Origin of the sequence: Catalinimonas alkaloidigena (genome assembly GCF_029504655.1) — a bacterium.
GTDB classification, from domain to species: Bacteria; Bacteroidota; Bacteroidia; order Cytophagales; family Cyclobacteriaceae; genus Catalinimonas; species Catalinimonas alkaloidigena.
This window is the reverse complement of the sequence record NZ_JAQFIL010000001.1, coordinates 4,162,984-4,178,133: the sequence shown is the minus strand read 5'-3', so window position 1 is coordinate 4,178,133 and position 15,150 is coordinate 4,162,984. Positions and strand designations below refer to the sequence as shown.

The window sequence follows — 15,150 nt, the reverse complement described above, 5'->3', positions numbered from 1 at the left end:
ATAATTTGAAGAATTTAGAAGAACATCACTTCTCTGAATGAGTTTGACAAGAAGACTTCCATTTTTAAACTAAAATATTAATCAGTGTTTCACTGAGCCCTCTGATTTCTTTATAACTTCGCTCAACAAACACTGCAAGAATTTTTTCAATCAATATGTCAAAAAGAAGAAATAAACAGAAAACACGTTCCCGATCAAAGAAACAAGCCTATACCAAGGAGCAGCTTGCCTATATGACGATTGGCCTGCTTGACGCTAACCTTACCAAAGCATACTCGGTCCGACAGATTACCAAGCGACTGGAAATTCATGACAAGGCTTCAAAAAATATTTTGCCCAACATACTGCACAAACTTGAAGAAGAGGGCAAAGTTAAAAAGATTATCAACGGAAAATATCAGACTACTGCCGAGCCTAAGGTTCTGCTGGGAAAAGTAGACTTCGTAAACCCTCGCTTTGCCTTCATCATCTGCGATGAACTGGAAGAAGATATCAAGGTAGATGCTGACTATCTGCAAAATGCTATTGATGGTGATATTGTGAAAGTGCTTTCTTTTGGTCCGGGTATAGAAGGAAAACGGCCTGAGGGAGAAGTGTTGGAAGTGGTTGAGCGAACCCGCAAAGAGTTTGTAGGAAGGGTAGAAATGTCCAACCGCTTCGCTTTCATCGTGCCGGATAGCCGCAAAATGCATCACGATATTTTTGTGCGCCTGGAAGACCTGCAAGGGGCAAAGAATAATGACAAAGTAATCGTAAAGCTGATCAAGTGGCCGGAGGATGATAAAAGTCCGGTTGGAAAGGTGATCAGAGTTCTGGGGCCTGCCGGTGAGAATAATGCTGAGATTCACTCCATCATGGCAGAGTTTGACCTGCCGTTTGAGTTCCCCGAAGATGTGGTGGAAGAAACCGAAAAGATCAAATTCAGCCTGAACAAAAAAGAGCTCTCTAAAAGAAGAGATTTCCGTGATGTCACCACCTTCACCATTGACCCGGTTGATGCCAAAGACTTTGACGATGCGCTATCTATAAAAAAACTGGATGACAAGCATTGGGAAATTGGTGTCCATATTGCCGATGTCACCCATTATTTGCAGGAAAATACAGCCCTGGAACGTGAGGCTGAAGAAAGAGCCACTTCAGTATACCTGGTAGATCGTGTGATTCCTATGCTGCCGGAAAAGCTGTCCAACGAACTTTGTTCACTTCGTCCTCACGAAGATCGCCTTACATTTTCAGCGGTATTCAAGATGGATAAGAATGCCAAAGTAAAAGATGTGTGGCTGGGAAGAACAGTTATACACTCAGACCACCGCTTTGCATATGAAGATGCACAGGAAAGAATTGAAACCGGCAAAGGAGAGTTTGCGGATGAAGTCATCACATTAAACAACCTTGCAAAACGGCTAAGGAATGAGCGTTTTGCCCAGGGAGCTGTGAACTTTGAAACCACTGAAGTCCGCTTCAGACTGGATGAGGCAGGTAATCCCCTGGAAGTAGTGCCTAAGGTGCGGAAAGATGCGCACAAGATGATAGAGGAGTTTATGCTGCTGGCTAATAAAAAGGTAGCGGAATTTGTGTTTCATTATAAAAAGAGGAAGGAAAAAAACACCTTCGTGTACCGCGTGCATGATTATCCTGATATCACCAAGATTCAGGAGTTCTCTGAGTTTGCCCAACGTTTTGGCTACAAATTACACACTTCTGATGATGCCATTTCTGCTTCACTCAACGAACTGATGTCAGCCGTGGAAGGTAAGCCCGAGCAGGATATCCTGCAGCAACTGGCGATTCGTACCATGGCGAAAGCCAAATATACTACTGAAGCCAAAGGGCATTTTGGTTTGGCTTTTGAACACTATTCACACTTTACCTCACCCATACGTCGCTACCCGGATGTGATGGTGCACAGGCTCCTGCAAAAGTACCTGGACGATGCGGCTGTAGAAGAGCAGCAGAAGTATGAGAAAAAATGCGAGCACTCTTCCGAACAGGAAAAACGAGCGGCAGATGCCGAGCGGGCTTCTATCAAGTACAAGCAGGTACAGTATATGCAGCAGTTTGGTGTAGACAGGGTGTTTGAAGGTATCGTATCAGGAGTGACAGAGTGGGGGGTTTATGTGGAAATGATTGAAACTCACTGTGAAGGTATGGTGCGCATGTCTGAAATTACTGATGATTTCTATGAGTACGATGCCAAAAATTTCCGCATCATTGGGCAGCGCCGTAAGCGCATCATCGCTTTAGGTGATAAAGTAAAAGTAAGGGTGCTTAAAACGGACATGGACCGACGTACCATTGACCTGGAGTTTGTAAAGTGATTGAAATAAAAGATCAGTGTTATTCAGAATTCGCTTGACAGATAGCCCAGCTTATTGCTCATCTGAGGGTGATTGGTTGGGTACAACCACTAAAAAAGTACAGCCTGCCCCTTTGTCAGATTTCAGGTGTATTTCACCATTCATTTTTGTCACTGATTCTTTTACTAAAAATAAGCCTAAGCCTGAACCTTTGGCACTATTACTCGCTCGGTAAAACATATCAAAAATCTTTTTGTGGTGCTTTTGATCAATGCCCAGGCCATTATCCTCTACTACGATTTCGGCTTTTTGACTATCCGTAAAGACATTAATTCTTAAATATGGCTTAGTTTTCTCAGGATCGTAGTAACGAAAAGCATTGGACACAAGATTATTCATAATAATTGACAGACGTTTCTTGTCTCCATAAAATATACCTTCCTGTTTGATTTCAGTGTTTTTTTCCACTTCCTGGTAATTACTGAGGTGTTGGTAGAGCACGAACACTTCTTCTAGTAATAATTTAAAATCAACAGGCTCATGCACTACCTCCAGGCGGGTGTTTCTCGAGTAGTTAAGAATATCCTGTATGAAGTCATCAAGTCGGTTGAGTGCCTGCTCCTGCATATTCAGATAGGCTTCAAACTTATTAGGGTCATCTTCCATTCTCAGTACCTCAATAAGTCCCATGGTAGAGGTTAGCGGTGCTCTAAGGTCATGAGACGTTCGGTACACAAATACATCCAGCTCTTTATTAAGTCGTGTAAGCTCTTTGTTTTTGCTGTGTATGGTTTCGTTTTGCACGGATAAGGTTTGGTTAGCATTTTCAAGGCCATGCAAAGCCAGGGAAACCCGTTGGGAGAGTATAAGTGATTGAGAAAGAATAAATAATAATAAGCCTAAAGAAGTTATATATCCGGTAGAAATAAGGTTGTTCGCATACAGTACATCATTGATAAATGCCAGGAAGAAAGCAATCAGGCTGATCAATAATATCGTTTGACCGGGGGCATTCTTGTCGTATTTTTTTATTATTCTATAGAGTACAAATATGCAGATGACGATAGTAAATATCTCATAGGGGATGATAGAGTAGGAAAAACTGAGGGGTGGGCTTAGCATCACCCATAATGAAAAGGCTATGCTGGTCACCCAGACAAACTGAATGAACTGCTTAAGGATAAGTTTTGGATAAATTTGGAAAAGGAAGCTCAAAAAGAGGGGTACAAAGAGGTAAAACCCCAGTAACTCCAGCCTGACCATCCAGTTCCAGTTCAGCGGTAGCAGATAATGGATAAGATATTTCCCGGTACTGAGAATTCTAATTACAATAAAAAAACAGGCGATACTGAAAATCAGATAGGTGCTGTCATCTCTTCTAAAAAAGTAAAACCCTAGATAGTAGAGCGCCATAATCAAAATACACCCTGCTAAAAAAAACTCCAGCCCGCTTTCTAAAATCCATGTTTTGCGGATATCGGTGAAGCTTCCTAAAAAAAAAGGGGACCAAGCGCCCCCTCTACGATAATGAAAATTTGATACCTCAAGTTGTAGCTTAAGCGTATCCCCCTGAGGAAAAAATCTTACAAAATCAGGAGCATACCATGGCTGTGCACTTTGCGCATCTTTACCGACTTTACCGGCTACATATATCAGCGAGTCGTCTGCATAAAGGGACATGGCAGTTGCAGCGCTAAGAATATTGATGCCTAATTCTGTGTGATTTTCAGGAAGTAAGATATCTAAGGCGTAGCTGGCATATCCCTGTCCACCAAGAGTTTGCCCGTTTAATTCATAGTTTTTCCAGTCAGATGGAAGGCTAATATAATCAGGTTTGTCTACTACAGCTAAAAGGGATGGGTCGCTACTCAGAAGTTCTTGCCAATAGAATGTCCATTCGCCATTTAATTTGACGGAGCCGTACTTTTCAAAATCCCATTGCCGCAAATCCAGAATTCCCTGCTGAGCAGTCGGGACTTGATGCATGTTGGCTTGGCAGCCCATCAACAAAATGAGTATTAATTTAAATACTATCAGGCTCAGAAATTTGTAATAGGCTTGTAAGTAGATATTCATGTATCAATGCTTGTATTCTGGATGGATATACAAGTAAAGTGTCGTTAAATTATACCTTAGTAAAACGCTGCAAAAAACTTCTTATTAAGATTATTTGAGTGTATATACTTAATATTTCTGTTATAATTAGCTACTAAAAGATTAATGTAGCAAAAAAGAATTTAAATATAATACGTAAGTAAAAATTTGCCCGTAATTTTTTCAAATACAAATTGAGGGCTAATTCTGAGGCTTAGGTAAGCTATTAGCATACCGTCGTAATCAGTTGTATTTGTAAATACTTTTATACAGTTTTACAACGCTCTGGAAATTCCTTTTTATGCTATTTTAACTGAAGCCAAACTTTACAAAAGCGCTTAAAATCTTTTACTAATGTTTAGTTATAATGTAGCTTTTGGCAGAGGTTTGATCATTTGTAATATCTATTCTACTTGAACAAGTATATGCAGCCGGTGGTGCAGGAATACATTAAAAAAATTAATCAGAAATTACAGCATCATAAATTTGGGGATCAGCCCGGTGAATTATATGAGCCCATACGTTATATTCTGAATCTGGGAGGAAAAAGACTCAGGCCAGTGCTTACTCTTCTGGCTTACCAGCTCTATCATGAACATATCTCTGAGGAAAAAGTACTTGGCCCGGCTTTGGCCGTAGAGGTCTTTCATAATTTTACGCTGATGCACGATGATATCATGGACCGGGCTCCTCTCCGGAGAGGAGAACCTACCGTCCACAAACAATGGAATGAGAATATTGCCATACTTTCAGGTGATGTGATGATGGTGAAAGCTTATGAATTGTTGATTGGCGTTGAGCAGGACAAACTATTAGGAGTGCTTAAGGCCTTCAATCAATGTGCGGCCGAAGTTTGTGAAGGTCAGCAGTGGGATATGAACTTTGAAAGCCGTCAGGAGGTAAGTGAAGAAGAGTACCTGATGATGATTAAGCAAAAGACAGCGGTCTTGTTAGGCTTCAGCTTACAACTGGGCGGTATGCTGGCTGGTGCAGATGCTAAAGATTGTCAGCATTTATATGATTTTGGCGTAAACATTGGTGTCAGCTTTCAGCTAAAGGATGATCTCCTGGATGTATATGCAGATCAGGCTAAATTTGGAAAGCAGGTGGGAGGAGATATCATTGTAAACAAAAAAACTTTTTTGCTTATCAAGGCACTTGAAAAAGCAGATTCTCAGCAGAAGTCAGAACTGCAGCGCTGGCTGTATAAGGAAGCGTTTGATAAAGAAGAAAAAGTAAGTGCCGTGAAAGTTATATATGACCAACTGAATATCCGCGCGCTGACCGAGCAGAAGATGAATGAATTTTTTGATATTGGCTTACAAAAGCTACAACAAATCAATGTAAAACCCGATAAAAAAGAGATACTGAGGCATTTTGCAGAAAATCTCATGGCAAGAGAAAAATAAAACTCCTCAGTAAGGGACTATTATACTTATGGACTCTATCACAATCATACTTATCGTCATTTCTGTAGCGGCCAGTCTATATGCCTGGAATAAGCCGGAAGTGATGTACAAATGGATTTTTAACCCGTATTCAGTCTATACCAAACAGGAGTACTGGCGCTTTATTACCTCTGGGTTTATTCATCAGGACTATATGCACTTGTTCTTCAATATGTTTACCCTCTACTTCTTCGGTAGTGTCATTGAGCAGTATTATGCTTACCTTTTTGGGGGGACCTTGGGTATCGTACTTTTTGTAGGGATGTATCTGGTGGCTATCGTGATTTCTGATGTTGCTACCTATATTAAGCATCGCGAAGATCCTTCATACAACTCATTAGGCGCTTCCGGTGGTGTATCCGCGGTAGTCTTTAGCGCCATTATGTTTGATCCCACCAGCAAAATATATCTTTTTGGCCTCATCGGCATACCGGGCTTTATATTGGGTGCATTGTTTTTATTATACTCTTATCAACGTTCTAAGCAGATGCGTGACCGCATTAACCATGATGCCCACCTCTATGGAGCGCTTTTTGGCGTTATCTTTACAGTCATCATTGAGCCAAATGTGATCTCTCACTTTATCACCGAGATATCAAATTTCAGCTTCTTTTGAGTTGATTTAGATCATGACGACTTACTTACTTGTAATCATGGGTGTTTTTGTTAAATTGAAGAGAAAACCAACATTATTTACCTATGTCAGATCAAAATAAATCAGAAGATCAGGCTAAAGACAGGTTACAGGAAATATACGCCAGGATCAAGGAGTTTGAGCAAAAGGCTAAAGATTTGAGGGTAGAACTGGATGAAGAGCTAAACGGTCTTAAAGAAAAGGACAGCTCTCTCTACCGTAGCTATGAAGATCTTAAATATTCCAGCGCAGCAGCTTTCCATGATATACGCCAGGGCTTTGAAAAAGCAGCCGATGCCTTGCATGAAGCGATCAAAAAAGCGCGCTATCATTTTAAGTAAATGCTGCTGAAACCCAAAGACACTGTTGAACTCATAGCAGTTTATCATCAGTATAGGTATGAGTAACAAACCCTCCGAAGTTCAGGAGAGTGTCTCTTCCCTGATTCAAACAACTGCACTACCCGTGCTGGGCAAGACGATCCAGTACCAGAAAGAATTTGCTGAGGAGGTACTGCTTGCCTTTCATGACTTCGCAGCTCAATATGAAGATGCTAAAAAGCAGCAAGATGCGGCAGGCTTTTTTGAGGCATTACGGACTTACAGTAGCAATACTTATGAGCTGATTGCGCATAGGTACGAAGACAATAAGTTGCGCCATATTGATGAAATTCTGGAAGAATACTTTCAGGCCAGTAAGGAATATTTAGATAATCTGCCTCTTTACCATAATGAGGTGCAGGCAGAAGCACGCTTTGAAACAAAAGAAGAGGACAACTGGCGTATTCGTCTGATCAAATACTGGAAAAGATGGCTCAGAAGGTGGAGAGATTTGCCGCATAGGGTGAAAAACTTTTTCCGTAAACTGTTCCGCAAAACCCAAAAGCCACTGGAGCCCTGGAAGTACAAGCTTCCACTGAGAAACCTCACTGCTTTTTACTATAGAGAAGAATATGCGCTGGCCCTTATTCCTGCATTTGAAAAAATTTACCGGGAGTTAGCCATTACTTCCCAGCAGGTCTGGCAGGTATCAGATCGTATAATGGTTAAAATTAACCATTTTATGCAGGAACTAGATTATCAGCGGGAAAACTGGCTGGCTGAATTACCTGCTTTGGAAGTAGAAAAGTTTGAAGCAAAGATACAGGAAGTACTTGATGAACTGCACAGCTTACATCAGGAGATTATCCATGACCATACAGAGCTGCTTGCCGACCTTCACCAAAGGTACTTAAGTGCTTATGAGAGAGCAGGAACAGCGGAGCTACCATCCCGTCGTTTCAGTAATTCCAAATTACTGAGCAAAAATCATCACACAAAAAAGGTCTATCTAGGAATTGCTCAAGGGTGGAGGAATACACTTTTTGCTTTACACGAAGATTGGCGTATCGACGAAGAATTCATTATCCTGAGCAATCACCTACTCTACCAGCACTACAAAGTGCGGGAAGAGGCAAAGTTAAAAATAAAGCAGGCAGTACTTCCGCAGCTCAACATAGCTAAAAGTGTGATCAATGATGCCCTGGAAGCCATAGAAAAATCACCGAAAAAACAGATTGAAGAAAGCCTGAATAAGCAGAAACAATACATTGATCTGCAGTTGATCCGGACTGTCATCCCGGCGACCATCGCGGTGCTCTATCGGCAGGCCTTGCCTTCTCTGCTGAACAATATACAATCCCAGGCCAAAGAAAAAGTAGATGATTTAGCGGATCGGAGAGGACTGGTGAAGACCAATGAATATAACCGAGGTATCAAAACTTCAGAGATTGATTATGTGTCTCCCCATCAGATTGTGAGCTTTGAGACCCTACCCAATCTGAGAGAGAATATCAATAAATCAGAACTAGCCGTAAGCGACGAGCTGGCAAAGGTGCAAAAGATGATCAATGAGGTAGGACAGATTTCTTATTTCAACCTGGACTCAGCACTTTCAGTCTTCGAGGGAGAGCAGGAAAATAAGGATAAAGCCCAGAGCATTGCGGTAGAAGGCTTGCAACGTGCCCTGAAGGTAATAGAGCATATTACTGAGTCTTTGGATGAGGTTTATCTTCATCTGGATAGCGATGTGCATAAGGCAGTCCAATCTTTTATCAATGAGCTGACCGAGCTTAAGAGTAATGATTATGCGCTTGAGCTGAAGTTGAGAGTTGCCAAAGCCAAAGCGCTGGAAAGGACACGAGAGCTTAAGCAGAAAGCATTTGATTATATTAAGAATGCGGTACCTTATACGCTGAAGTTTGTTCGGCAGACTTACCTAAGTGCAAATCAGCAACTAAAGGCTTACCGCAAGCAGATGGGGATAGAGTCTAACTCAGTAGCGGTTAGTACAGAGATTTCGGATTTCCTGACAGAAAGCGAAAAATCTATCCAGCAATTGCCCTATGTTTATCAGCGCTTATTCAGTATCCGCCCACTAGACGAACCGGTGTTTTATGAAGAGCGTACGGATGAGATAAAAAGCATGCAAGAGGCTTTTCAGAACTGGAACAAAGGACGCTTTGCCAGCACTGCTATCATCGGTGAAAAAGGAAGCGGAATTACTACGCTGCTCAACTTTTTCATGAAGCAGAGTAACCAAAGGTTGATCAAACGCTGTCAGCTGGTAAGGTCAACAACAATGAGCCAGATTTATACCGAAGAATCATTGCTTGATTTTTTTAGTGAGCTATTTACTGACCAGCACTTTTTGAGCATAGAGGACATCGTACAATATTTTGAGCAACGGTCTCAACCCCTGATTTTTGTGTTTGAAAACCTGGAGCATTTCTATCTGAGGAGGGTAGGAGGTTTTGCTTGTCTTAAAATTCTCTTTGAACTGATTTCCAAAACCAATAAAAAGGTTTTCTGGCTTTGTACCTGTACAGTTTACGCCTGGGAATACCTGGACAAATCAATTCGTATCTCCGATTATTTTGAATATCTGGTTGAACTCCAGCCTTTTCAGAATCAACAATTACGGGAAGTCATCCTGAAACGTCACCGGGTGAGTGGCTATGCCTTGGTGTACGAACCTGCACTGGAAGATATAGGAAGAAAGAAGTTTGAGAAGATGTCGGATGAAGAGCAGCAGCAATATCTCGAGAAAGAGTATTTTAATGATTTGAACAAGATAACTGCCGGTAATTTTAGTATCTCGCAATTATTCTGGCTCAGGTCAGCGCGTAGGGTAACTGGTGATACCATCTACATTGGCGCGCTGAAAGACTATGATTTTTCCTTTGTCAAATCTATTTCCTTACAACATGTGCTTACTCTTCATTTGCTGATACAGCATGATGGGCTTTCCGAAGAACAGTACAAAGAGTTGACAGATTACCAGACTATGGGTACAAAAATGATCAAAAAGCCAGGTAATAATAATCTTGAGCTGATTCAACTGATGGATGATGGGTTTATTGTTAAAAGAGACGATGTCTTTACGATCAATCCATTGCTGTATCGCCAGGTCGTGAACTTGTTAAAAGACAAAAACTTCCTGCACTGATGTTCCAGCTAATCACGATATGGCTGCTCCTGCTGATAAGCCCTTTACAACTGGTTCCGAGAGACTCTGTGAATATGAGGTTGCCCGTACCTCAGCACCTGGTTTCTGCTGGAGCGCAAACCGCACAAGTTGCGGCTGACTCTACGCAGAATGGGGCAGTAGTAAATTCATTGGATAGTGCAGGCTCTCAGTTGCAGATACGGGCGAACAGTATCATTATTCAGGCTGATACACTTGTAAATAGCCAGAGGCCGCTGATAGATACTTCGGTAACAGAGGAAGAGGAGCAAAGCACACCAGAAGCTCTTCGGCAAATTTCATTAGGAAAAATTTTCTGGAGCTTTATCATATTCGCGCTGGGATATTTTGTGATCCGGTTTCTTACCAGAGTTCTGGAGTTATTTTCAGAAAGGAGTACTAATTACCGTATCACGATCAAAGGACTGATTCCCGTAGTCAGAATATTAGGCTGGATCATCGTTATTTTTGTGATCATAACTGGGGTAATACAACCTAAGATAGAGGCTGTACTGGCGCTTACTGCTTCGGTGGGTGTAGCCGTAGGTTTCGCCTCGCAAGACGTCCTGAAGAACATATTTGGTGGTATTGTAATCTTGCTGGATACGCCTTTTAAGGTAGGCGATAAAATTGAGATTGACTCATTCTATGGTGAAGTAGTTGAAATCGGCTTGCGCTCTACCAGGATCGTAACACCGGATGACTCATTAGTTTCTATACCTAATGGAGAGCTAATGAACCGTTCAGTGTCTAACAGCAATGCCGGAGAACTCAACTGTCAGGTGGTAGCTGAGATATATTTGCCGCTGGATATTGATACTTCACAGGTAAGAAAGATTGCCACCGAGGCTGCACAAACCTCTAAATATATCTTTTTGAATAAACCCATAGCAGTGCTATTCTTTAATGAGGTAAAAGAGCGAAGGTCTTATCTTAAAATGCGCCTTAAAGCTTATGTGATGGATATTCGCTATGAGTTTGCCTTCAAAAGTGAACTCACAGAAATTGTAATTCGTGAATTACTGCAAAAACAAATGATCAGCCGAGATGATTTTAAGTGATATAGCTTTCTGAGTATATGTATCCTATGGATTTTGACCAGCAGATATTTGTTATGTATTAAGAGATTTAATTTTTTTGATTTTAGAGATTGGATATTGGGCTGGCTAACTTCAATTCTCAGCTTGTTTTTCATTTTAAACAAATTTTTCAGCATAATCTGTTTTTTAAGTACAAAAACATATCAATTCTAACAACAGTACCCTATACCATAACACCAAGAACTAACTATGAATATCAAAATAGGAATCATCAATGTTTCAGACCGTGCCAGTAAAGGAGTTTATGAAGACATTCCCGGTAAAGCTATTGTCGATACACTGAATGATTACCTCACTTCAAGCTGGGAAAAAGTGTATGCGGTCATGCCTGATGAGCAGGATCAACTGGAAGCTACAATGAAGCGTATGGCTGATGAAGAGGGCTGTTGCCTGATCATCACTTCGGGAGGTACCGGACCGGCCAAAAGAGATGTTACCCCCGAAGCTACAGAAGCAGTGTGCCAAAAGATGATGCCCGGCTTTGGGGAGCTTATGCGTCAGGTGAGCTTGCAATATGTACCAACCGCTATTTTGTCCCGCCAGACTGCTGGCATTCGCAATCAGACTTTGATCGTTAACTTACCAGGCAAGCCCAAAGCAATTCGCCAGTGCCTGGATGCGGTTTTCCCTGCCATCCCTTATTGCATAGATTTACTGGAAGGTCCCTATCTGGAGTGTAATGAAGAAGTGATCAAGCCTTTCCGTCCGAAAAAATAGTACTAAGTTCCTGGCCACTACGGAGTGGTTTTATAGTGTTATGATTCTGAGTTTGTGTAGTTATAATTTTTCTGTGAACAAAAGAGTGAGTCCATTGAATATCTTCACCGCTCTTTGAAATATCTGTTTAACACTAATGAACCAAGAAACAAGAACTATATTACCAATACGCTAAGCGAAAAGTGGAAATTTAGCGTTAAGGATAATAATGGAAATGATCAGCGTATTTGATATGTTCAAGCTTGGAATTGGTCCATCCAGTTCACACACGCTTGGCCCCTGGCGGGCAGCACAACGTTGGCTAGAGGAACTCCGTCAGCAGCTTGACCTGCAAGAAGTACAGGCAGTAGAAGTACATCTGTATGCTTCTCTCGCCCTTACCGGAAAAGGTCATGGTACTGATCTTGCCGTGATGCTGGGCCTGAGCGGCCAGGACCCTGTGGATATTCCCATTCAAAATGTTCTGGATATTAAAGAGCAGATCTATAGAGAACACAGAATCAATCTTGCTGATCAGTACATCATTCCTTTTGATCCATCTCAACATATCATCATGCATGGAGGCGAAAGGTTAGCTGAACATGCCAATGGGCTGATATTTAAAGCTTATACTACTGAGCGAGTTTTTGAAGAAACCTATTATTCGGTAGGGGGTGGATTTGTAAAAAAAGCGAACGAAAAAGCTGACCCTCAGGGAACGGTTCAATTGCCTTACCCTTCACAAAATGGAGAAGAACTTTTACAACATTGCCGGTCACAGCAGATGAAGGTTGCTGATATGGTGTGGGCCAATGAACTTGCCTGGAGGTCAGAGGAGGAGATACGTTCTGGACTACGCCAAATCTGGCAGGTTATGCTCAAAAGTATGTATCATGGATGTTATGCTGAAGGGGTACTTGGCGGAGGCTTAAATGTTAAGCGTAGAGCAGCCAGCATGCATCATAAGTTAATAGGTGGCATAAAGTTTGAAAATGCAGAAGACTGGTTGGCAGAGGTAAAACGACGTCCCAATGACTTCAATGCCATACTCAAATGGATAGGCTGCTTTGCCATGGCAGTCAATGAGGAGAATGCCAGCTTCCGACGTATTGTTACTGCGCCTACCAATGGCGCTGCCGGAGTGATTCCCGCGGTTTTGATGTACTATATCTGTTTCTCAGGAGAAAATGTTCAGGAAGATGACATTTTTAGCTTTTTGATGGTAGCGGGTGAAATTGGTTCACTGTTCAAGAAAAATGCGACTATCTCAGCGGCTATGGGCGGCTGCCAGGCGGAGATAGGGGTGTCGTCCTCCATGGCTGCGGCAGCCCTCACAGAATGCCTGGGAGGTAGCGTAGAACAAGCCTTGATGGCAGCAGAAATCGCGATGGAGCACCATCTGGGCTTGACTTGTGATCCGGTGGGAGGATTGGTGCAAATACCTTGCATAGAGCGTAATTCTATGGGAGCCATCAAAGCTATTACCGCCTCACGACTGGCACTGGACAGCGATCCTGCTGATGCCTGTGTATCGCTGGATAATATCATCAAAACAATGTGGGAAACCGCTCAGGACATGAACCACAAATACAAGGAAACCTCTCAGGGCGGTCTGGCAGTCAATATTTCTGTTAAGGTGCCGGAGTGCTAGTCATGAGTTGATTTACTAGCTGCTTCGCTACGCTAAACTGTGCTTTTTCATTCAGGTGCACGCCATCGGTAGATAAATTTGAAAAATCCTCTTCCAGCAAAGCATAGCTATCCACGATTGTACAGTCGTACTTCCGAGCCAGCTTTATGAACTTTTTGTTGTTATTTTGAATGCGCTGATTTCCACCACCATATTTATCCTGATTAATTTTTGATTCATCCATAGGGGGGAGGCGTGAGTATTAAGATATTGGGTGTGTGATTTTTAAAAGCCGGAAAAGCTTTGATTTTTTGCACTAAGCTTTCCATATTTTTAATTACCTCATCCTGACGATCAGCAAACACTTTTTTTGTGTCATTTGTACCTAGACCTAGGATGATATAATCCAGCTTCTCTTCTGCCAGGGAGTCGGTAGCATGCTGAAGGTAAGCCTCTATGTTTTTCAATGTGTTGAGGTTTTCACGGCCCAGATTATCAAAGCCAATGGTATTGCCCGAAACAGAAGTGTTGATGACCCTAGCATAGGGTAAAAGCTTTTTCATCTGCTCTGGCCAGCCAGATTCCGTTGCTCCATTAGAATCACCTATGGTCAGGATGTTGAATTTTTTGTTAATCTGATTTCCTTCTATGGGTAATAATGACAAGGCCTGGGGGGTAATCATTTCATGCCCCCCCTCAAAAATCATAAGGGAAAGGCGGGGAGTTTCTTTAAGCAGATGAACCTTTCTGCTGCCCAGCGCCAAAGAGGTGTCAGGAACTGGCATCAACCGTTTGGTAAGCAGTGTTTCAATGGTTTGATATGATACGCTTTGATCAGGGTAGACAGTTTCTCCGTACATTTCATCCAATAGCTTATTGTATATATTGATGGAATGTGTAACCGGTACCGAACCTGTATAGCCATCGTGAATACCTGTATAAATCCTCAGTTGTGCATTTGTTCTTAGCTCAGCATCATAATCCATGTGCATAGGAGATCTTCTTCTGGCTTCTGCTGGATCAAACTGATGACGATTTGTGGTCACCTGTTCCAGGTGTTTGGCGTATTTTAAATTCCGGCCTTTACTTTCCCAGTACCAGTCTTCCAAATCAGCAATGGATGCCCAGGCATGGAAACTTTTTACCGGATAGTTTAGCTTCATAAAAGACAGCAGTGTGGCATATCCTCCGCCCGATACACCAATGACATGTACTTCACTACGGTCGACATTGGTATGCTCAATGGCAAAACGTATTGCGTCCTCAATGTCAGAAATCACCAGCTCGCTGCCACAAGCCTGAGGGGTGGTGTTGGGGCCTCTGAAATCGGGATGAATGTAATTCCAGTCACGAAGCAGAATTTCTTTGGCCAAAGGGTCTTCCTGATTGTAATTTCCACTCCAGGTATGCAGCGAGACGATCAGCGGTTGAGGACTTTGCTGCTGACTGGCATAAAAGCGTGCTTTCTGAATAGTGCTATCAGTAGTTGACGGAATTTCAACAGTACTGAAAGCATCAGGCCAGGTTTTACTTGAAGTATCATCCCATTTGACTTGTGCATCCTGGGCTTTCGCAGGAATGATTAGTAACAAATATAAAATCAATACAAAGCTTGTACGCTGCATACTACTGTGGTTTTGAGCCGGCATAATAGGCTAAAAATCACGAAAATACTTATTTCTTCCGAAGAGTTTTTGAGATGAGTTGAATCTGATAAAACTTATAAGCAAATCTTGGTAAGACCTGA

General features: G+C 42.1%; 11 protein-coding genes. 8 read left to right on the top strand and 3 right to left on the bottom strand.

From position 1 onward, the window contains the following. Window positions 1–155 precede the first annotated feature (155 nt). Entirely contained in the window at window positions 156–2,318 is a 2,163-nt protein-coding gene (gene rnr / locus OKW21_RS17055; RefSeq protein ID WP_277481356.1) for a ribonuclease R, read from the top strand. A gap of 51 nt (window positions 2,319–2,369) precedes the next feature. On the opposite strand, the gene OKW21_RS17050 is transcribed toward rnr, so the two are convergent. Further along, window positions 2,370–4,373 carry a sensor histidine kinase gene (locus OKW21_RS17050; RefSeq protein WP_277481353.1) on the bottom strand — a complete coding sequence of 668 codons (2,004 nt, stop codon included), beginning with the start codon at window positions 4,371–4,373 and terminating at the stop codon, window positions 2,370–2,372. Between the two features lie 443 nt (window positions 4,374–4,816). Between OKW21_RS17050 and OKW21_RS17045 the strand changes: the two genes are divergently transcribed. From OKW21_RS17045 to OKW21_RS17015, 7 genes are all read left to right on the top strand, one after another. Next, complete coding sequence (locus OKW21_RS17045) at window positions 4,817–5,800, top strand: polyprenyl synthetase family protein (protein WP_277487728.1); 984 nt, start codon at window positions 4,817–4,819, stop codon at window positions 5,798–5,800. A gap of 28 nt (window positions 5,801–5,828) precedes the next feature. After that, entirely contained in the window at window positions 5,829–6,455 is a 627-nt protein-coding gene (locus OKW21_RS17040) for a rhomboid family intramembrane serine protease (protein WP_277481351.1), read from the top strand. An 83-nt stretch (window positions 6,456–6,538) separates the two neighbouring features. Further along, a complete protein-coding gene (locus tag OKW21_RS17035; protein ID WP_277481349.1) occupies window positions 6,539–6,814 on the top strand; it encodes a sll1863 family stress response protein in 276 nt (91 codons plus the stop codon). A gap of 58 nt (window positions 6,815–6,872) precedes the next feature. Next, window positions 6,873–9,959 carry an ATP-binding protein gene (locus OKW21_RS17030; RefSeq protein WP_277481346.1) on the top strand — a complete coding sequence of 1,029 codons (3,087 nt, stop codon included), beginning with the start codon at window positions 6,873–6,875 and terminating at the stop codon, window positions 9,957–9,959. Continuing rightward, complete coding sequence (locus OKW21_RS17025) at window positions 9,959–11,038, top strand: mechanosensitive ion channel family protein (RefSeq protein ID WP_277481342.1); 1,080 nt, start codon at window positions 9,959–9,961, stop codon at window positions 11,036–11,038. Before OKW21_RS17030 ends, OKW21_RS17025 begins: the two co-directional genes overlap by 1 nt. 228 nt (window positions 11,039–11,266) lie before the next feature. Then, window positions 11,267–11,794, top strand: coding sequence for a molybdopterin adenylyltransferase (mog, locus tag OKW21_RS17020; protein WP_277481340.1), 528 nt, complete (start codon window positions 11,267–11,269; stop codon window positions 11,792–11,794). Window positions 11,795–12,002: 208 nt separating this feature from the next. Further along, window positions 12,003–13,424, top strand: coding sequence for an L-serine ammonia-lyase (locus OKW21_RS17015; protein WP_277481338.1), 1,422 nt, complete (start codon window positions 12,003–12,005; stop codon window positions 13,422–13,424). On the opposite strand, the gene OKW21_RS17010 is transcribed toward OKW21_RS17015, so the two are convergent. Next, window positions 13,405–13,647, bottom strand: coding sequence for an SGNH/GDSL hydrolase family protein (locus OKW21_RS17010; protein ID WP_277481336.1), 243 nt, complete (start codon window positions 13,645–13,647; stop codon window positions 13,405–13,407). The two genes, OKW21_RS17015 and OKW21_RS17010, sit on opposite strands and share 20 nt — an antisense overlap. Beyond that, window positions 13,640–15,028 (bottom strand): SGNH/GDSL hydrolase family protein, encoded by a 1,389-nt coding sequence (locus OKW21_RS17005; RefSeq protein ID WP_277481334.1) that lies wholly within the window; start codon window positions 15,026–15,028, stop codon window positions 13,640–13,642. Before OKW21_RS17005 ends, OKW21_RS17010 begins: the two co-directional genes overlap by 8 nt. Between the last annotated feature and the right edge of the window lie 122 nt (window positions 15,029–15,150).